Annotated in this window: 19 protein-coding genes and 1 pseudogene; 12 read left to right on the top strand and 8 right to left on the bottom strand. The window is 68.6% G+C overall.

The features are described 5' to 3' along the window. The first annotated feature begins 276 nt into the window (after window positions 1–276). On the top strand, window positions 277–615 hold the full coding sequence (locus tag OG332_RS22845; protein ID WP_189738544.1) for a MerR family transcriptional regulator: 339 nt from the start codon (window positions 277–279) through the stop codon (window positions 613–615). A 118-nt stretch (window positions 616–733) separates the two neighbouring features. Here OG332_RS22845 and OG332_RS22840 read toward each other — a convergent pair whose 3' ends face one another. Next, on the bottom strand, window positions 734–1,870 hold the full coding sequence (locus tag OG332_RS22840; RefSeq protein ID WP_442816195.1) for a PP2C family protein-serine/threonine phosphatase: 1,137 nt from the start codon (window positions 1,868–1,870) through the stop codon (window positions 734–736). An 18-nt stretch (window positions 1,871–1,888) separates the two neighbouring features. On the opposite strand from OG332_RS22840, the gene OG332_RS47865 reads away from it, so the two are divergent. From OG332_RS47865 to OG332_RS22820, 4 genes are all read left to right on the top strand, one after another. Continuing rightward, complete coding sequence (locus OG332_RS47865) at window positions 1,889–2,044, top strand: hypothetical protein (protein WP_442816194.1); 156 nt, start codon at window positions 1,889–1,891, stop codon at window positions 2,042–2,044. Between the two features lie 425 nt (window positions 2,045–2,469). After that, window positions 2,470–3,729: an ice-binding family protein gene (locus OG332_RS22830; RefSeq protein WP_327415215.1), complete on the top strand. Its 1,260-nt coding sequence runs from the start codon at window positions 2,470–2,472 to the stop codon at window positions 3,727–3,729. 241 nt (window positions 3,730–3,970) lie between these two features. Continuing rightward, a complete protein-coding gene (locus OG332_RS22825) occupies window positions 3,971–4,582 on the top strand; it encodes a DUF5819 family protein (RefSeq protein WP_327415214.1) in 612 nt (203 codons plus the stop codon). Beyond that, window positions 4,572–5,795 carry an HTTM domain-containing protein gene (locus OG332_RS22820; protein ID WP_327415213.1) on the top strand — a complete coding sequence of 408 codons (1,224 nt, stop codon included), beginning with the start codon at window positions 4,572–4,574 and terminating at the stop codon, window positions 5,793–5,795. The genes OG332_RS22825 and OG332_RS22820 overlap by 11 nt, the downstream gene beginning before the upstream one ends. Window positions 5,796–5,994: 199 nt before the next feature. Here the strand turns inward: OG332_RS22820 and OG332_RS22815 are convergent, their stop codons facing one another. Both OG332_RS22815 and OG332_RS22810 read right to left on the bottom strand, forming a co-directional pair. Next, the gene (locus tag OG332_RS22815) at window positions 5,995–6,915 is read right to left on the bottom strand and encodes an IS3 family transposase (protein ID WP_327411594.1); all 921 of its coding nucleotides are present in this window, start codon (window positions 6,913–6,915) and stop codon (window positions 5,995–5,997) included. Further along, window positions 6,912–7,415 (bottom strand): transposase, encoded by a 504-nt coding sequence (locus tag OG332_RS22810; RefSeq protein WP_327411595.1) that lies wholly within the window; start codon window positions 7,413–7,415, stop codon window positions 6,912–6,914. Before OG332_RS22810 ends, OG332_RS22815 begins: the two co-directional genes overlap by 4 nt. Between OG332_RS22810 and OG332_RS22805 the strand changes: the two are divergent. Both OG332_RS22805 and OG332_RS22800 read left to right on the top strand, forming a co-directional pair. Continuing rightward, window positions 7,341–8,968, top strand: a pseudogene (locus tag OG332_RS22805) (IS4 family transposase). The gene OG332_RS22810 and the pseudogene OG332_RS22805 overlap by 75 nt on opposite strands. An 860-nt stretch (window positions 8,969–9,828) precedes the next feature. Further along, entirely contained in the window at window positions 9,829–11,424 is a 1,596-nt protein-coding gene (locus OG332_RS22800) for an ice-binding family protein (protein WP_327415212.1), read from the top strand. A gap of 193 nt (window positions 11,425–11,617) precedes the next feature. Here the strand turns inward: OG332_RS22800 and OG332_RS22795 are convergent, their stop codons facing one another. After that, window positions 11,618–12,520 carry a helix-turn-helix domain-containing protein gene (locus tag OG332_RS22795; protein ID WP_327415211.1) on the bottom strand — a complete coding sequence of 301 codons (903 nt, stop codon included), beginning with the start codon at window positions 12,518–12,520 and terminating at the stop codon, window positions 11,618–11,620. Between the two features lie 827 nt (window positions 12,521–13,347). Further along, window positions 13,348–13,857 carry a DUF5994 family protein gene (locus OG332_RS22790; RefSeq protein WP_327415210.1) on the bottom strand — a complete coding sequence of 170 codons (510 nt, stop codon included), beginning with the start codon at window positions 13,855–13,857 and terminating at the stop codon, window positions 13,348–13,350. Window positions 13,858–14,150: 293 nt separating this feature from the next. Between OG332_RS22790 and OG332_RS22785 the strand changes: the two genes are divergently transcribed. The 5 genes from OG332_RS22785 to OG332_RS22765 all read left to right on the top strand — a co-directional run bounded on the left by OG332_RS22785 (window position 14,151) and on the right by OG332_RS22765 (window position 16,723). Further along, window positions 14,151–14,720 (top strand): DUF5994 family protein, encoded by a 570-nt coding sequence (locus OG332_RS22785; protein ID WP_327415209.1) that lies wholly within the window; start codon window positions 14,151–14,153, stop codon window positions 14,718–14,720. 5 nt (window positions 14,721–14,725) lie between these two features. Beyond that, window positions 14,726–14,914 carry a hypothetical protein gene (locus OG332_RS22780; RefSeq protein ID WP_327415208.1) on the top strand — a complete coding sequence of 63 codons (189 nt, stop codon included), beginning with the start codon at window positions 14,726–14,728 and terminating at the stop codon, window positions 14,912–14,914. A 95-nt stretch (window positions 14,915–15,009) separates the two neighbouring features. Beyond that, the gene (locus tag OG332_RS22775; RefSeq protein WP_327415207.1) at window positions 15,010–15,276 is read left to right on the top strand and encodes a hypothetical protein; all 267 of its coding nucleotides are present in this window, start codon (window positions 15,010–15,012) and stop codon (window positions 15,274–15,276) included. Between the two features lie 40 nt (window positions 15,277–15,316). Next, window positions 15,317–15,589: a hypothetical protein gene (locus OG332_RS22770; RefSeq protein ID WP_327415206.1), complete on the top strand. Its 273-nt coding sequence runs from the start codon at window positions 15,317–15,319 to the stop codon at window positions 15,587–15,589. Window positions 15,590–15,853: 264 nt separating this feature from the next. After that, window positions 15,854–16,723, top strand: a complete 870-nt coding sequence (locus tag OG332_RS22765; RefSeq protein WP_327415205.1) for an efflux RND transporter periplasmic adaptor subunit — start codon at window positions 15,854–15,856, stop codon at window positions 16,721–16,723. A 449-nt stretch (window positions 16,724–17,172) separates the two neighbouring features. On the opposite strand, the gene OG332_RS22760 is transcribed toward OG332_RS22765, so the two are convergent. From OG332_RS22760 to OG332_RS22750, 3 genes are all read right to left on the bottom strand, one after another. Further along, window positions 17,173–17,520: a hypothetical protein gene (locus OG332_RS22760; protein WP_327415204.1), complete on the bottom strand. Its 348-nt coding sequence runs from the start codon at window positions 17,518–17,520 to the stop codon at window positions 17,173–17,175. A gap of 336 nt (window positions 17,521–17,856) precedes the next feature. After that, entirely contained in the window at window positions 17,857–18,060 is a 204-nt protein-coding gene (locus tag OG332_RS22755; RefSeq protein ID WP_327415203.1) for a DUF397 domain-containing protein, read from the bottom strand. After that, window positions 18,057–18,926 carry a helix-turn-helix domain-containing protein gene (locus OG332_RS22750; protein WP_327419346.1) on the bottom strand — a complete coding sequence of 290 codons (870 nt, stop codon included), beginning with the start codon at window positions 18,924–18,926 and terminating at the stop codon, window positions 18,057–18,059. The genes OG332_RS22755 and OG332_RS22750 overlap by 4 nt, the downstream gene beginning before the upstream one ends. Window positions 18,927–19,173 lie beyond the last annotated feature (247 nt).

The raw sequence follows: 19,173 nt of genomic DNA, 5'->3' as shown, positions 1-19,173 counted from the left end.
AGTAGGCAATTGACAACCGAGGGAAGAACGGAGGAGCCGAGCGCCATCAGGATCGCCCGGGCGGAAGTCTGAGCCCGGGTACCGCAGGACATCGATAGTGAGGTGGTCTCCGGTCAAGCAACCGCGATCCCCGCAATCCCGGCAGCGTGTCGGCCGGGTCGGCGGAAACACAGGGTCGGCGCAGTATCAGGGCCGACAGATGGTGTAGTAGTTCCTTCGGGGCCCTGGTGCCGTACGGCGCCAGGGCCCCTCCACGCGTTCCATGAGAGAGGTTCAATGACAGCAGACGACTCGTTCGGCCGTCTCGACGACGACGACTACCCCGCCTACACCATGGGCCGGGCCGCCGAGATGCTCGGCACCACCCAGGGCTTCCTCCGCGCCATCGGCGAAGCCCGCCTCATCACCCCGCTCCGCTCCGAGGGCGGCCACCGCCGCTACTCCCGCTACCAGCTGCGCATCGCCGCCCGCGCGCGGGAACTCGTCGACCAGGGCACGCCCATCGAGGCCGCCTGCCGCATCATCATCCTCGAGGACCAGCTCGAGGAAGCCCAGCGCATCAACGCCGAATACCGCCGCGCCGCCGAATCATCCGCGCCGCCGTCCTCGGCCTGAGATGAGAGTGCCCGCCGGCGTCGGCGGGCCGCACGCCCCCAGGGCGGCGTTCGCGCGACCGCCCCGCTTCGGTCGTCATCGTCGGGTCGTGGCTGCAAGCCGGGTGGTGGGCGGAGTGCTATTCAGGCGCTGATGCTTCTGTGAGGTCCGCCCCGGCGTCTGCGCTGCGCGTGGCCTGATGGGTGCCGTGCCAGTCCAGACACATGACCGTGGCGTCGTCCTGGAGGCGGCCACCGTGAGCGTGCAGCACCGCTGCGACCAGGGCCCGGGAGGCCTCGCGGGGGTGGAGATCGCATGTGTCCACGATCAGAGAGGGCAGGTCCGCCTCGACAGCACGGCGCTCCAGCATGCCGTCGGTGAGCATCACCAGCCGGTCACCCGACTGCAGGTCCAGCCGCTGCACCCGGTAGGCGGCACGGGGACGGACCCCGAATGGTGGATCCACTTCGGGAACGATCTCCTCGACCCTTCCGTGTCTCAGGCGCAGCGGCCAGGGATGCCCCGCATTGACGAACTGAGTCATCCCGTCGAGCAGGCTGATGCGCAGCAGCTGCCCGGTGACGAAGCCCCGCCCGCCGTGGTCGATGACGGCCCGGTTGGCCTCCAAGGCCTGTACTTCGAGCTCGGCGCCGGCACGTCTGGCCCTACGGAGGGCGCCCACGGCCAGAGTGGCGAGGAGCGCGGCTTCCACGTCGTGGCCCATGGCATCGGTGACGGAGAGCTGCATGGTGTCGCGGTCGACGACGTAGTCGAAGGTGTCACCGCCGACGTGCGTCGCCGGTTCCAGCGCTCCGGCGACCGTGAACTGGGCCGCCTCACATGCCAGTGTGGTGGGAAGGAGCCGGTGCTGGATCTCGGCCGCCAGGTTCAGGGGCCGCGTACGGCGGCCCCACTGGTAGACATCGGTGAAGGACCGGTTCGCGGTGACGATGTAGGCCAAGGCATGTGCGGTCGCACCGATCTGCCCCATCGCGTCCTCACCGGGGTGATCAGGGAGGAAGAGCTGCTTCCCGAGTTCCACTCCCACGCATCCGCCCCCCTTTTCACCGACCCCTTGTCCCGGGCAGCGCGCACCCGGGCGTCGATGCCTCCGGCGACCTCCCGCCGGCGTTCGTCGTCGGAGTGCCTCTCCCGTCGCGGCGACCTCGACGCCGCCGAGGAACACTTCCACCTCGCCCTCGACATCCATGGTCTCGACCGCCGCCGCACCCGAGCCATCGTCCTGGCCGACCTGGGCGGCGTACGCCTGCGCCAAGGCGACGTGGACGGTGCCATGGCCACCTGGTGCGACTTCCTGGACTGCGCCGACGGCATCCGCTCCGTGGAGATCCAGGCCGCCCTCCAGGACATGCGCGTACGCCTGCGCCGATACAGCGGAGTCCCGGAGGCCCAAGATCTCCGCGAGCAGGCGGCCCGCGCCGCTGACTGATCCCGCACCCACGACAGCCACGGCTGCGGGCCGACGGGACGCTACTGCGTGTCCACGGGTGGACTGAGAAGTGGGGACGAACCGGCCGCCACGCCCGCCCCTGCGGGTTCGCGAGATCACCTGACCGGCGGTACATCTCCGTGTTCGGCGGTTGGATCTATTTGGGCAGGTGTGCGGCGCTGCCCCTTGCGAGTTAACCGAGCTCTGCCCATTCGGGGGCAATATCGGATGATCGACAATGTGAGTCTGATTATTTTCAGCGCGATTTCAGCCGTGGAATGCGTTTATATTAATCCCCCTCCGCACCTTGCTCATTGCTGGTGCGCGAAATTTCCTGCGTAATATGCCGCAGCGACACACCAGGGCTTCCCGGGCGAACGGCAGGGCCCGGTACGCCACGGCCCCCCACAGGAAATGGCCTCTTGATGAAGCTGAAAATCCAGGCGGCTCGGCGCCGCACTCTGTCCGGCTGGCTGTCCTCGGCCGTCGCCGTCACGGTTGCCGCTGTCATGGTCGCCGGATTGCCGACGCAGGCAATGGCCATCGCGACACCCGTACCGCTGGGCACCACCGCCAGCTACTCCGTCCTGGCAGGTCAGGGAGTCACGAACACCGGCCCCTCCGTGATCAGTCACGACCTCGGGACGCACCCGAACCCTGCCATCTCCGGGTTCCCCCCCGGCTTGGTGCTCGGCGCCGTGCACGCTGCGGACGCTGTAGCGCTTCAGGCCAAGTCCGACCTGGTCCAGGCCTACAACAACGCTGCCGGCCAGGCCACGGACTTCGCGCTCGCGGCGGGAATCGGCGCCGGCCAGACGCTGCTTCCGGGCGTTCACACGGCTACCAGTGGTGTCGGACTCACCGGCGACCTGATCCTGGACGCGGGGGGAAACCCCAACGCCGTCTGGGTGTTCCAGATCCCAGAAGCCCTGACGACTGCCTCCAATAGCCGGGTGCTCCTCACAAACGGTGCTTCGGCGTGCAACGTGTACTGGCAGATCGGGAGTTCGGCCACCCTAGGCACCACCTCCACCTTCGTGGGCACCATCATGGCTCTGACCTCGATCAGCGTTACCACGGGGACGAACATCGAAGGTCGAGCGTTGGCCCGTAACGGTGCCGTGACGCTCGACACCAACAGAATCTTCCTCGGCGGGTGCGCCACCGGTGGCACGACCACCGGCACCACCACCGGCACGACCACCGGCACGACGACGGGAACCACCGGAACGCCGACCGCCGGATCGACGACCGGTACGACCGTGGGTCTGATCGGTGGTGGCCTCCTGGGCGGACCGATCGTCGACCTCGTGTCGGGCGGCACCTCGGGGAACATCGCCGGCAACACCTCCGGAAACACCGCGGGCAACACGGCCGGCAACACGACCGGTGGGAACACCACCGGGGGGAACACCACCGGGGGGAACACCACCGGCGGGACCATCACCGGTGGAAACGTCACCGGCGGGCACGGCGGTCAGCCCGGCGGACCGGACCACGGCGGTCCGGGCCATGACGGTCCGGACCACGGTGGCCTGGAGCACCACGGGCCGGAGCACGGCGGCCCGGACAACGGGCACGACGAGGGACCCGGTAAGCCGGGCCACGACCACGACCACGGCCACGACGGGAAGCCCGGCGACCACTACGGCTACAGCAACAAGCCCGCGGGCCACGAGGGCTAGGCAGCAGGCTGCACGAAGCCCGTTCATCGAATGACGGCGCGCGGCGGAATCCTCATCGAATCCGCCGCGCGCCGTCGGTGAGAGTCGCAGAGACCTCAGGCGATCAGCAGACATGAGAAAGACCGGGTGGGCGGTGTCGAGCGGAATTGAATCTGCGGACGTGAAGGAACTCCATCAGTCCGATTCCGGTCCGGTCCCCCCGCAGCGCCATGACGAAGCGGTCAGACCGGATAAGCCGCCCATGGGCGTTCGTACGGTGAAAGCAGGGCTGCACACCGCCGTAGTCCTCTGCCTGGTGACGGCTCTGGTCCACGTCGTCCTGGTGTTCCTTCATGTGGCCCCCTCCAACCCCGTATCGAAGCGGTACAGCTCGCAGGTCAATGGATGGGTGTTCCCGCTCTTCGAACAGAACTGGCGGCTCTTCGCCCCGGACCCCGACTCCTTCAACCGAAAGATCCTGGCGAGAACCGCACACACCGACTCCAAAGGATCGGTGCAGGTGACACCCTGGTTCGACCTGGCTGCCGTGGACCATTCCGCAGTCGACCACAATGTATTTCCGAGCCACACGTCCCAGAACCTTCTGCGCCGCGCCTGGACCTCCTACGTCGAGACACACGGAGGAAGCGACACGGCACGCTCGGAACGGGCCGTGATGTTGCAGACGTACCTGCGCAACATCGCCGCGGACCGCGTCGCCGCCCACAACGACGGCGGCGCTTTCGACTTCATTCAGCTCCGGGTCGTCACACTGCCCGTCGCTGCGCCCGGCACTCCGGCCGGAAACCGCCCGCCGGCACCCACCGAGGACCGGCTCCTGCCCTGGTGGAAGGTGACCTCCCATGGGAAATGAGCAGATCCCCCAGCTCCCCTCCACGGCAGCCACGCCGCACGGACCCGCGGCCCAGGAGGCTTCGTTCGCCGGCACGGCCCACCGCTGGCTCCTCGACCGGATCGGCGATCTGTGGGTGCTTCTCACCGACCGGCCGGTCTCCCTGTACGCCGCGTCGGTTCTGCGCATCGGCTACGGGCTGCTCTACCTGATCTTCCTGCTGCGCGAGTTCCCGCACCGTGACGAGATCTGGGGCCCCGGCTCCCCCTGGACACCCGCGCTGGCGCAACAGCTCTTCGACCAGACCGGCTGGAACAGCATCCTGATCCTGTCCGACAGCCGCGCCTACTTCGAGCTCTGCTACGTGACGGCCCTCGTCACGTCCGCGCTGTTCATGCTGGGCTGGCGGACCCGCGCCCTGTCCGTCCTCTTCGCCGTCGTGGTGACCTCCTTCCATGCCAGATCGATCTTCATGACGGACGGGGGCGACAACCTGATCCTGCTGATGGCCCTCTACCTCGTCCTCACCGCGTGCGGTCGGCACTGGTCCCTGGACGCACGCCGAGAGCGGCTCAAGACAGCCCGCGCGGGCAACGCGCCGGAGCCCGTGAGGAGCTTGTACGCACAGCAACTTCGGGACGCTCGCATCACCTTGACGACGGTGGTGCACAACTGCGGCATCCTCGTCATCGCGGCACAGGTCTGCTTCCTGTACGGATCGGCCGGCCTGTACAAGATCCAGGGCCCGACCTGGGGCGGCGGCACCGCTCTCCACTACGCCCTGAACCTCGACCTCTTCCAGCCCTGGCCCGCACTCTCCCACCTCGTGGACGAGTACCCGATGGTGATCGCGATCGCCAGCTACGTGACGGTGCTCTTGCAGGTCGCCTTCCCGTTCGTGCTCTTCGGCAGGCTCAAGTATCCCGTTCTGACCGTGCTGCTGGGCATGCACATCGGCATCGCAGTGCTCCTGGGGCTGCCCCTCTTCTCCGGCGCAATGATCGTTGCGGACGCCGTCTTCCTTCCCGACCGCTTCTACGCCTTCCTGCCTCACCTGTGGCGACGCACAGCACGGCGCACAGGGATGCGGCGACCGGCACCCGGCCGAGCAGCGGGATTCGGAACCGTACCTCCACAGGGCAGGGCCTGCGTCGTACCCGGCACCAAGCATCGAGCCGCTCCTGCGCAGAAGGACACCACGCCGGCTACCGGGCTCGCGTCCGACCAGAGCTGAGCAGCAGCGCGGATCGCAGCGCGAACCGGGGCTGACCGATCCAGCTGGAGGTACGGATCAGAGTTTGACGCTCCCGGCCACTGATAACGACCTGTGGCCGCCAGCCGTACGCGTGCCGAACCCATGCCAGGTCGGGCGGGGAGAAACGGTCAACGGCACGTGCCAGGGTGAGGTTCCCCCGCACTGCGGGAGGGGCTGACTAGCTGGTCAGGGTGGGTTGACGTGGTTTCAGGTTCACTTGTTCGGTCGCTGCCTGGTTGGCGTAGTGCTTCTCCTCGTACTCGATGGGGCTGAGGTAGCCGAGCCGTTTCTGGATGCGGCGGGGGTTGTAGAAGCCGTCGATGTACTCGAAGAGCGCGAGGTTCGCCTCGGCCCTGGTGGCGAAGACGCGGCCGCGGATGCACTCGGTCTTGATGACCATCCACAGGTTCTCCGCGAGGGCGTTGTCGTACGAGTCGCCGACCGAGCCCATGGAAGCCTGGATCCCGGCCCTGACCAGGCGTGTTGTGAGCTTCACGGACGTGTATTGACAGCCGTGGTCGGCGTGGTGAATAAGCTCTCCGGGGGCGACCTCGCGGCTGGCCAGGGCGTATTCCAGCGAGGTCAGGACCAGATCGGCGTCGGCGCGGGCGGAGGTCTCCCAGGCCACCACCCGGCGGGAGAACGCGTCGCGGATCGCGGACAGCCACAACGGCCCCTCCCCGGTGGGGATCATGGTCAGGTCGGTAACCCACAGCCGGTTCGGCCCGGCCGCGGTGAAGTCGCGTTGCACCAGGTCAGGGGCCAGATCGGCGTCCGGGTCACGGCGAGTGAAACCCTTGCCCCGGCGGGGACTGATCCCGGCCAGGCCGGCCTGGCGCATGAGCCGCTCGACGCGCTTCCTGCCGACGTGGACGCCCTCACGCTTGAGGACGGCGTGCACGCGGGGTGAGCCGTAGATCCCGCCGGACTCCTCGTGGACCTGCCGGATCCTGCTGGTCAGCTCGGCATCCCGGCGGCGCCGTTCGCACGGTTCGGTCTCGGCCTGGCGCCACCGGTAGTAGGTGGAGGAGGGGATGTTCAGTTCCCGGAGTACGGGCTCGACCCCCAGATACGGGTGCTCGTCAACGAGCGCCGTCACCTGGGCCGGGTCGGGTCGAGCTGGGCCGCGAAAAAAGCCGAGGCCGTCCGCAGGACCTCATTCGCACGCTTGAGCTGTGCATTCTCCTTCCGCAGGGCGGCAAGCTCCTCCCGCTCGCCAGTGGTGAGCACGTCGTCGCGTTCGCCGGCGTCGGCCTCTGCCTGCCGGATCCAGTTGCGCAGAGCCTCGTGGTGCACGCCGAGTTCCTCGGCCATGCGGCGGATCACGGGCTTCGGCTCGGCGGTCCGGTACATCCGTACCGCACGCTCACGCAACTCCAGCGGATACTTCCAAGACCACGGAGTTATGGCTTGTCGGCCGCTGTCAACAGGGGCGAGGTATTTGGGAGAAGTGCCGGTCAGGGCAACGGGACTCCTGGTAGAGCGAGGAAGCCGACCAAGGTCTTCCCGCCTGAAGGAGCCCCGTTGCCCGTTCAGTGTTCCACCGTCACGCTCACGTCGTCCATCACCGTCGCCGACGGGGTCTTCGCTCCGGGGCATCTGGGCGAGCTGACCCGGCACCTGCCCTTTGAACTGGTCGATGACGTGCTGGAACGTACTGGCGGAACCCAGCGGAGGCTGAGGCTGCTGCCGTCGAGGGTGGGTGTCTACTTCGTGCTGGCACTGGTTCTCTTCCCGCAGCTGGGCTACATGCGGGTGTGGGACAAACTCACCTGCGGCCTGCGCGGGCTCCTTCCACCGCGTCCGTCGGAGAAGGCGCTGCGAGAGGTGCGCCGGCGGCTGGGCGCCGCGCCGCTGCGGCTGCTCTTCGAGACACTGGCCGGTCCCGTGGCACAGCCGATCACACCAGGGGTGCGATACAGGTGCTGGCGCACAGTCGCCTTCGACGGCTGCAGCTCCACCAAGGCCCCTGACCGGCCGCGAGTCTGCGCCTGGCTGGGCAAACACAAGCATCGTTACGGCACGGACGGATATCCGATGCTGAAGATCATGGTGCTGTGCGAGACCGGAACCCGGGCCCTGCTCGGTGCGGTCTTCGGACCGACGCCCGAGAAGGAGACCGGCTACGCCGAGCAGCTGCTACCACTGCTGGACAACAGGATGCTGCTGCTCAACGACCGGGGCTTCGACTCCGACGACTTCCTCGCGAAGGCCGCGGCCACCGGCGCCCAGCTGCTGGTACGCCTCAAGGGAACCCGGACACCCGCACGCTGGGCACTACTGCCGGACGGGTCATTCCTGACCAGGATCAACGGGACCCGGCTGAGGATCATCGATGCGCACATCGCGGTGACGACCGCCAAAGGGCTGAGGCTGGAAGGCCACTACCGACTGGCCACCACGCTGACCGATCACCGTCGCTACCCCGCCGCAGAGCTGGTGGAGCTCTACCACGAGCGATGGGAGATCGAGTCCGCGTTCTACTCGCTTCGGCACACCCTGCAGCACGGCCTGGTGCTGCGATCCCAGGACGCGACCGGGATCCAACAAGAACTCTGGGCTCACCTGACCGTCTACCAGGCACTGCGCCGCGCGATGGCCGAGGCCGTCGAGACCCTCCCCGGCACCGACCCGGACCGCGCCTCCTTCACCGTCGCCCTGGAGACCGCAAAAGACCAGCTCATCGCCGCAGCCGACGTACTGCCCGACACCGGACCGGGACGAATCACACCGGCCCTGCTGCACGATCTGCTCCCACCCCGCCGGGCCCGCGTCAACCCACGCCGCGTCAAATGCCCGATCTCCCGCTACGCCGCCCCGCCCCACCAGGCACAAGTCCTGGGCGCATCCAGGATCACCAGCATCAGTGTCACCGTGAACCCCTCCGCTGGCCCAGGCCCCGACGGACGCCGCGACCGCACACTGCAACTCCTGCGAACCGATCCCCACCGCACCTGGCGCGCATGTGAAATCGCCCGCGGTATCGGACTGGAGGATCCCCAAGGACTACGCGCAGAACTGGGACGCTGGGTCCGCGAAGGAATCCTCCGCCGCACCGGCCGGGGCCTCTACACCCTCGACCCCGAGTGGACCACCCCAACCTCCACAAGCCCCTGTCCCCGCCCCTGTTGACAGCGCCGGACAAGCCATAACTCCGTGGTCTTGGGATACTTCCTCGGCGCAGGCATCGTCTGGGCTCCTCTCATGAGACCCATCTGACCCTCTGTCACCCATCCCCGCATCTCGGGGGAAGCTCAGGGCGAGCCTCAGGGTTCTTCCTGGCAACCGTTTGCGCTGGTCACGGGCCAGATGACACAGTCAGGTGACCTCCGTGCGGTCCTTGCGCAGCGTGCGCTCCAGCATGAAACGGGCTCCTGACAGCAGGGGGCGGGTGGGAATCGCGCCCCTCCTCGACGCTGAACGGCTGACCCGCCTTCCGACGCCGCCACATCGGGAACGGGCGTCACCCGCGCGCCTCGCTTCGCAGTCGAAATGTTGCAGACAGTAACTGCGCATGTCGGCGTCATCCGAGAGGAATCCGCACCCCGCGCATCAAGAGGAGTTGCGGTCATGGGCGGTACGCGGGACAAGCCCAAGGAGCCGGGCAAGGGCAGCGAGGCGCAGGAGCACCATCGCTCAGGAGACCCTGCTCACCCCCAGCCGGGCAAGTCGTCCCGCGAGCAGGGGCAGAAGCAGCATGCGGCGGTTCCTGACGTTACGTCACTCACATAGGCCATTTTTTCCGATTTACTGCTGATTTCAGTGAAATGTGCGTGACTACTCCCGCATGACGGCGTATCACTACCTCGGGCGGGAAGTCGCTCTCGGTTCCCGCTCACGGGGAGCCTGCACGCCGGCGCAGGCAGGGGGGCTTGCGGCCTTGAGCCGCCATCGTCGCGGGCGCTCGGGATCCTCCTGCAGGAGGACTGAGACCCGAAGCAACAAGAAAGGTCCTGCTATGGCATTGGATGTCATCCGGTCGGTTCCACCCGACAGGCGACCTCAACGCAATATGCTCAAACGGGCAGCCTTCGCCATGCTCCCCGCAGCGCTGCTGGCGGCGTCGGCCACCCTGCCTTCGAGCCTCGCTTACGCCGCCGAAGCCCCCGTGGGGCTGGGTACCGCTACCAACTACGCGGTTCTGGCCGGTTCGACGGTCACCAACACGAACACCCCCACCATCATCAACGGCGACCTGGGGCTCGCTCCGGGCACATCGGTGACCAACTTTCCGCCCGGCATCGTCAACGGTGTGCAGCGCATTGCCCCCGACCCCGCTGCCTTCCAGGCGAAGACCGACCTCGTCACGGCCTACAACGACGCGGCAGGCCGAGGACCCGGGACCGTGCTCGCTTCGGCCGAGATCGGCGGACTCACGCTGCAGCCCGGCGTCTACACGGCTCCGTCGACAGTGGGAATCACCGGGACGGTGACTCTCGACGGCGCGAACGACCCCGCCTCCGTCTTCATCTTCCGGATCCCCTCGACCCTGATCACGGCTCCGGCGAGTGTCGTGGCCTTCATCAACGGAGCAAACGCCTGCAACGTGTTCTGGCAGGTGGGCAGCTCCGCCACCATCGACACGACCTCACAGTTCAAGGGCAACATCCTGGCCCTGGAATCCATCACGGTGAACACCGGCGCCGTGATCGAAGGCCGCGCCCTGGCGCGCAATGGCGCCGTCACGCTGGACAACAACACCATCACGAGGGCGGCCTGCGCCGTCGGCCCGCCCGGGCCTCCCGGACCGACCGGGCCTCCCGGGCCGACGGGCTCGCCTGGCCCGACCGGCGCCCCCGGCCCGACGGGTGAGCCCGGCCCGACCGGCTCTCCCGGCCCGACCGGCTCTCCCGGCCCGACGGGTGCCCCCGGCCCGACAGGTGAGCCCGGTCCCACCGGCGCCCCCGGCCCGAGCGGCAGCCCCGGCGCCCCCGGCCCCGACGGAGCCCCCGGCCCGAGCGGCAGCCCCGGCCCCGACGGGGCCCCCGGCCCGACCGGTTCCCCCGGACCCGCCGGACCCGCAGGGCCTGCCGGTCCTGCCGGTCCTGCCGGTCCTGCCGGTCCTGCCGGACCCGTAGGACCTGCCGGACCCGCTGGACCTGCCGGACCCGCCGGACCCAAGGGGCCTCGCGGTGACAAGGGCGAGAAGGGTGACTCGGGCGATCACGACCACGGTCACGGTCACGACGACGAGGGCGACGAGGGCGACGAGGGCGACGAGGGCGACGAGGGCGAGCACGGTCGCGACGACGACCACGGAAAGCCCGGCCACGGTCACGACGGCCCCGACCACGGACAGCCTCCCGGCCACGGTCACGACGGCCCCGACCAGGGCAAGCCCCCGTGGGCCGACTTCCTGCCCGGCGGCCTCGACGACGCTCTGGGCCAATTCCGCCCCGGCCACACAGCCAAGAGCGTCAACTTCGCCCCCGTGAGCGCCGCCACCGACCGGCAGCCGAAGGTGGCGTCGTCGGACCTCGCCACGACCGGCTCAAGCAGCGAGGCCGGCATCATGGCCGCCACTGCAGCCGCGCTGGCCTTCATCGGAGGCTCGGCATTCTTCGCCATGAAGCGGACCCGGCGAGGTACGGCAACCCGGCAGGACTAGCCCATGGCAGGCAGGGGCTGAAGCTCGATCAACCCCATAGGCCGTCCGGTCCGCCGTTCGGCGGCTGAGCCCCTGGACACATCGTCCGGGGGCTCAGTGGCGCTCGCGCGTGGTCACAGACGCACTCGCTGGCGGGTCCGGCTTGCGCAGGGCAGCCGACTCGGCACCCGGACGGGCTTGTATCGCGTGGCACTCACGGGCTCGGCAGGGACAGCGCGCGGGCATCTGGCCACGGTTCTGGGCCGGGGTACGCCTTGATGACTTCCTCGACGAAACTCCGGGTAGCGTCCGGGCTCAGAGCCTGGGCCTGCAAATGCGCGTACATGTCGCTGTAGCGTCGCACGTCGGATCGTTTCTCCAGATAGAGGTCGCTGGTGAACCTCTCCAGATACACCACGTTCACATCGGTGGCCTCGGCGAACTCGAGCAGCGTGAACTGTCCCGAGACACCCGGGTGCGCACCCACATCGTGAGGGAGAACCTGCACGGTGATATGTGGCTGGGCGCTGAGGTGGGTCAGATGCTCCAGCTGTTCGCGCATGACCTCGCGGCTGCCCACGACGCGCCACAGCGCCGATGCGTCCAGCACGACCCATAGGCGCAGCAGGTCGCCCGGGGCGCGCAGCCGGTCCTGGCGCCGCATCCGTACCTCGAGGCGTGTGGCGGCCTGTTCGGCAGTGGCGTGAGGGATCGTTCCTGCGATGACCGCCCGGGCGTAGGCGGAGGTCTGCAGCAGGCCGGGGATCACCAGGGGCTCATAGATGCGGAGTGCGGCGGCCTCGGCTTCCAGGCCGATGTAGGCGCCGTACGGGATGTCGTCGTAGGCGTCCCACCAGCCCTGCTGACCCGATTCCCTGGCCATCTGCATCAGATGGCCAACACGCCGCTGATCCCGGACTCCGTACAGCCCGCAGAGATCTCGCACATCGCGTGGCTTGATGAGCCGGCGGCCGTTCTCCAGCAGACTGATCTTGGGCTGGGAAATCAGCAGGCGTGACGCCACCTGCTGCGTCGTCACACCGCTGATCTCCCGGAGCCGACGTAGCTCCGACCCCAGTCGGCGCCTGCTGACGGTGGGATTGACAGTGATACCCACGGGCCGCATACCTCCGCTCCACTCTCTCGCTCTCCCGGCCATGACAGCGGCAGCCTCCCAGCAAGGCGCCCCTATGCCTACGGCGCACGGGGCTCAAGCACTTCGACTGCTCGGGCCTGGTGCTCTACGCCTTCCGGGCCGGCCGACGGCTACCGCGCACCGCCGGGCAAGCAGTACGAGCACACCCCCCACATCCCGTGGAGTCCTCGCGTGCCGGGCGATCCGATCTTCTGAGGCATCCACAGTCTGGAGCGGGAGTGTCGCTACGGGCGCACCACCTGATCTCCCAAGCGGCGGAGGCCCCGCTTCGGCCTTGCCCTTGTCACAATCGTCGTCACGGCCGCATCGCCGGCAGAAGTCCCTCATCCCGGAGATGCGCCCCAGGCGTAGCATGATGAAAGGGTCAATGCACTCTCACGTGCGGCGGCCTGGAAGGGCGGCCCCGGCGTGTGAATGCGCCGGGGCCGTTGTGCAGTGTGTTCCCGGCGCCGAGAGCGGCGGATGATCCATTCAGCCGATACCTGCGAGTTGTGCGACAGCGACGTTGTCGAAGTGAAGGCCACGGGATCGGCGTGCTGAAAGCGATCTACGTGAACACCGCCCCCGATCGCCGCCACCTTCGCCGGCGCCCGCCGCGGCGTTCTTGGCCCACATCCTTTCCGGCGGCGGGCACTTCGACGTGCGAAGCGGGCGCTGCGGGTTCGAGTGGACCTTGGCGACAGACGACAGGCCAGTTGGAGGTCCTGCCGGACACGGCCACTACGCCCCGGAGGAATCGCCAGCCGCCCTCGCCACGGCTGTCCAACGGTTCCTCGGCCGCTGAGGCTTCAGGATCCGACTGCCGGGTCGGCGGCGCCGCCGACCTCGGGTCCGGGTGTGGTGGCGATGAGGATCTGAGCGGCCTGCGTGACGTTGTCGGCGCGGACGGCGCGGGCCATCGCTTCGCGGGCGGCGTCGGCGGTGGTGTCCGGGGGGACCACCAGCAGGGCGAAGTGGTCGTTGTGTCCGCGGGTGATGAGGACGGTGTCGTCACCGACCGGGTCGGAGTCCAGGTGCACGACCTGGTCGTCGATGACCAAGCGGGTGGGGAGGACGTTCCAGGCGGATGCGTCCACGCCGACCCGGGTGATGGGCCCGAGGTACTCGGTCAACGCGCTGATCAGCGCGGGCAGCTCGGCCTCGATGTCGCGTGTGTGCGGCCACCAAGCACCGTCCAGGAGCCCCTCCCGGGACTGCGTGGTCTCCAGCCGCAACAGCGCCGTACCGGGTTTGATCGCCTGGTGGATCGCATCCGGCAGGAGCAGTGGGGGCCTGCGGGGGGTGTCGGAGTCAGCCATGGGGGTCCGCCCGTCTACGGGGTGCGGCCGTGCCTCATCGCAGGGCGGCACCGGTGCCGACCTGCGACGTACGCGAGCCCGCCGTCGTTTCACGGTACTCCCGCCGTCCTCACCACCGCTCTCCACAGCGTCTCCGCCGGAAAACGCCTGATCAAAACGGCCATACGTCATCGAACGGGCGTACAGTGAAAACACCGGAAGTACTTCGCACACCGGCTTTCACGCGGGTGTCATTTCCGGCGATCGCCTAAAATCCGGACTGCCGACGGGCAGTCCGGGGGCAGGTCCGCATCATGACCACGAACCTCGACCGGACTGCGCCCCGCGACCTCGCCGCAGAGCTCCCGGCACGCTTGTCCCTCACCCCGAAGACCACGCTCGCCGGCCGGCTGGACGGTGCCTGGTGGCCCCGCTCCCGCGACCTCGAAGCCGAGCTCCCACCGCTCGCCGCCGCCCTGGAGGAGCCCTGGGGGCGCGTCACCCGCGTCACCGTGAACCCCACCCGCTGGCCGGTCGTACCGCACACCGTGCCCATGGACGGGCGCCTCCTGCACGTGGGCTGGTTCACCGAACAGGACCCCGACAAACTGATCCTGCTCTCCTACACCGTCGGCCGCTGGGACCTTCTCGTGATCCCGCCCGAGACCGAGCCCGCGGCCGCGGCCCGGCTGATGGCCGCCGCCGCGATCCCGGGCAGCGTCCTCACCGCAGGCGTCCTGATGACCAACGAAGCCGCCATCGGACGCGGCATCCGCGACGCCCAGCGCCAGGAAGCCGGCTGGGAGAGCGAAGGCGGGGCCTGCCTGTCCCCCTTCGGGAGCCCGATGGACCGACGCGCCGTGCCCGGAAACGGCTGGAGGTGAGCGACATGGAGACCATCGTCCTCATCGCCATGACCATCCTCATGATCGGCATCGGAATACGCCTGATCCACCTGCTCAACGCCCAGCACGACGCACGGATCGAGGCCTACCGCTTCAGCGACCCCCTGCCGAGGCCTCCCGGCCTGCCGGACGACACCGGTCGTCGAGCCCACCACACAGGTGCCGACCGGTGAGGAACAGACCTTCCTCCGCCCGGGGGCAACGGTCGGGGCGCCTCGGCGTCCCGACCCGTCGGCCTCTCACCCACTCCGAAAGGGAACACGCCTACGTGAAGTACATCGAGACCCAGACACTGCCCTCGCTCGGGCACGCCGAGGTCCGGATCATCGCGCACACTCCCGAAGCCGCCCGAGCGGTCGCGGAGGCGCTCCGGTGCTGTTTCGCAGGCGCGGAACAGCGCAGCTACCCCGCCCTCGACGGGAACACCCGCCTCCACCTCACCGTGGACACGGCAGCACCCGCCGGCCCCGCCCGCTCGTGGCTGGCCACCAGCAGGACCCCCGCCGGCACCGGCGCACACTCCGACGAGACCTGAGAGCCCCGAAACACACTCCCGTACACGAGAGGACGCGGTCATGGCCACACTGCGCGAACGCAAGACCTACCGCGACCAGGTGCTCCGGGTCCTGTACGAAGCCGTCGAAGGCAACCGCCTCCTCGGCATCACCGGAGCACAGCTGCGGCGCGACCTCCACGTACCGGAACAGGACCTCGCCGCCGCCTGCACCTACCTGGCCGGCGAAGGGCTGATCACCGTCGACTGGGAACCCGGCAACACCCCCGCGATGGTCACCCTCACCCACCAGGGAATCCGGCGCATGGAGGCCGAGGAGGAGGAGCACGGCTGAATGCCCTTGCACACGTGCCCTTGCGCACGTGAAGGGCACGGCACGTGGGTACCCAGTGGTCGAGTTCCACGGCGAGCGCCATGACGACAAGGAAAGCCGCGTAGAACGGGATGACGGCCGCGGCATCGGTGAGGATGTCGGACATGCCCCATTGAGGCAGTGGCACGGCAGGGGTGCACAGCACGTGCCTCATGGCAGATTCACATGTAACCGCTATTGAGGCCACAGGTGCCCGGGCCAGCCTTGCGACCCATGGGATCTGTGATGAGAGGCCGGGCTCTCCTGGTCAACGGCACGCTGGCCGTGCTGCTGGCCGGGGGCATCGGCTTCGCGTACGTGTCGCTCGGCGACGACGGGGCCACGGCCTCGGCCACCACCAGGACCACGGCTGTGATGCGGGGTGATCTGACCGCTTCGGTGGCGGCGTCCGGTGCGGTGGAGAGCGCGACGAAGCGGGCGCTGGCCTTCAGCGGCTCGGGCACCGTGTCGAAGGTCCACGTCGCGGTCGGTGCCACGGTGAAGAAGGGGCAGAGGCTGGCCGAGCTGGACCGGACCGAGGCGCAGGAGGAGCTCGATTCCGCCAAGGCGCAGTTGGCCGTGGCCGCCGACGGCGACACCAGTACCGCGCAGGGCAACGCGAGCTACGTGCAGGCCAAAAACGCGGTGAGCGCGGCCCAGCGGGCCCTCGACGGGACCGTCCTGCACGCGCCGTTCGACGGGACGGTCACCGCCGTCAACGGCAGCGTCGGGGAATCAGCCTCGGGGTCCTCTGCGTCTTCGGGTTCCTCGGGGTCCGCCAACTCCTCGTCGAGCGGCTTCATCGAGCTCGCCGATCCGGGAGCGGTCCAGGTCACGGGCAAGTTCACCGAGGCGGACGCCACCAAGCTCAAGGTGGGGCAGGCGGCGACGGTCACCTTCGCGGCGCTGTCGGGCGTCACGACCCAGGGCGAGGTCGCTGCGATCGACAGCGCGCCGACGACCGAGAACAACGTCGTGACCTTCGCCGTGACGGTCACCTTGAAGGAGAAGCCGGCCCAGGTGCGGATCGGGCAGACCGCCAGGGCGTGTCCCGACATCTGCACGCCACGGCCGCTGACCGCGACTCGTGACGGTCCGAGCCGCGCCGCGCCTTAGCGCGCACCGCGCGGCGGGCGTCCCCGCGCGGGGCGCGGAGCCGCCCGCCGCGCGGTGGTCCGTGGTTGCGCCCGCGTCCGCGTCCGGTGGCCCCGCGCGGGGCGCGGACCCACCGGCCACGGCCGCTCTGTGCCCCACCGGTCCGGTCAGAGCGCCGCCGCGCCGCGCGTCGGGCTACCGCCCGACGCGCGGCAGCGCGCCCACCGTGGGTTTCTGCGGCAGGCGCGCTGTTCTTGACGCAGATCAAGCTATGCCCGTCCGTGCCCTAGCGGGCACGGACGGGCGCTTGGCCGCGCTGACGCGCGGCGGCTCCGCGCGGAGCGCGGAGAGTCACGCGCTAGCGCGCGTGACTGGGCTGCGCTGACGCGCAGCGGCGGGGCGGGCCAGCTTGGCCCCGCCCCGCCGTGTCTTCCTGACAGTCGTGACCTGTCGGGTGTGGGCGGCGTGGGTCAGTTGGCGATCCGGAAGTACTGCCGCTCCGTCTCCCCGAAGTCCACGATGGTGTCGTTCGCCGGGACCGTCAGGCCCTGGGTGTCACTGATGCAGTTCCCGAGGTTCCTGAACCACTCGATGGGGTCGCCACCCGAGTCGGTGCGCGCCGAGAGGTTCGGGAGTGCGGTCGCCGCGCAGACCGCCGTGGCCACGACGGTCTGCGGGGTGCCGCCGCCGTTGTTGCCGGTGAATCCGGTCCCGGTTCCGACCTGAGCGGGCGCGGCGGTCGCGGCCGGAGCCGCGAACCCGAGTGCGAGCGCGGCGGCGGAACCGGCCGCGAGCATCGCGATCTTCTTTCGCATCATGCCTTTCGTTCCCTTCAGTGGGTCGAGTCGGCCGCGCGCCATCGGGCTGGATCGGCGCATATATCTACGGCCGTTTCGGTGCCGTTCGAACGTAACGCCGATGTTTCCCCGTTGCTACGCCGTGCGCACGGTCAGTTGCGGTATGTCCTATTCCGCGTGGGGCATATGCCGACTGATCTTGCTCCGTGCCAGGTGGGGCGATCGGATGTGACCGTTATGGCTTGCTGTTGGCCGTTGGGCGGGGGTGTTTCGGCCAAGGTCGCCGTTGTATGCCCTTGGGATATGCCGGACGCCCCCGCTCCGGAGGGGAGAACGGGGGCGTCGTGGGAGTGTGGGCTACGGGCGGAAGTCGCCCGCGTCGAGCCCGTCGAGGAAGTCTGTCCAGCCTTGGGGCGTGAACTCCAGGACCGGGCCGTTCATGTCCTTGCTGTCTCGGGCCGCGACCGTGCGCGCCCTGAATGCGACCTCTACGCACTCGCCTTGTGCCTGGCTATATGTGCTCTTGAACCAGGCGTCGGGCGCGGGGTTGGGCGTGTTCATCGGGTTTCTCCTTGTGCGGTCAGTTCGCGCTCTACCGAGTCGATCAGGCTGAGCGAAGCGTCGGGGCTGAGCGCCTTTTCTTTCCGCAGGTTCTCGAAGGTGCTGGTGTAGCGGTTGACGTCGGGTTTGTTATGAAGGAACTGGTCTTTGCCCATCTGCTCGATGTATACGAACTCGGCGTGGTCGGCGTCGTCGAAGCTGAGGATGGCGAAGTTGCCGTGCATCCCGCCGTGGACGCCGACGGAGAACGGGATCACTTGCAGGCTGACGTGCGGCAGTTCGGCCAAGGCTTGCAGGCGGCGTAGCTGCTCGGCCATGACCATGGGGCCGCCGACGCAGCGCCGTAGTGCCGCCTCATCGACAACCACGTCGAGGTGCAGCGGGTCATCCTTGGTCAGGAGCGCTTGGCGGTTCAGGCGCACCTTGACGTGCTCTTGCACGTCGGCCGGTTTGGCGTCGGGCCAGAGTTCTCCGATCACCGCGCGGGCGTACGGCTCGGTCTGCATCAGGCCGGGGATGAACAGCGACTGATAGTTGCGCAGCCCGCGCGCCACACGCTCGTTTTCGACGTACACGCGGTAGGGCTCGCGCAGGTTCGGATACTCCGCCGTGAAGCCTTCCGATCCCGCCCCCTCCCACAGCGACATGATGTAGGCGCGCTTTCCGGCTGGGGCATCGAGCGCCTTGAGCAGAGCGAGCATGTTGGAGCGGTTGGGCCGGTGTCCCCTGGCCTTCTCGACGCGGCGGATCGTGGTCTCACTGACGCCGGTCTGCTCGACAAGCCATTTCAGCGTGCGCTTGCCCCGCAACTGCACCATCTCTGCCGCGAGGCGATGGCGCAGCCCTGCGGGTGACCGTTCGGTCATGCTCACGTCCCTTCCGTGCGTGTGAGCGACAACGCCGAGTGTGGCCTATGACCCGCCCTCCGGCCAAGTCAGACCATCAAGTGGCGGGCGGTCACTTGGAGGGCTTGCACTCGATCATGAACTACCGCCATGCTGAGTACCGCACGGCACCCGCTGTAACGGCGCGGACGCCCAGAGCTGACCTGTCCTCGCGCAGTTGGCGAGGTCCTTTTGCGGGCTCATCTCGGCGGAGTTTGCGCCGCCGCCG

Origin of the sequence: Streptomyces sp. NBC_01233 (assembly GCF_035989305.1) — a bacterium.
Lineage (GTDB): Bacteria > Actinomycetota > Actinomycetes > Streptomycetales > Streptomycetaceae > Streptomyces.
This window is presented reverse-complemented; position numbering and strand designations above follow the sequence as displayed.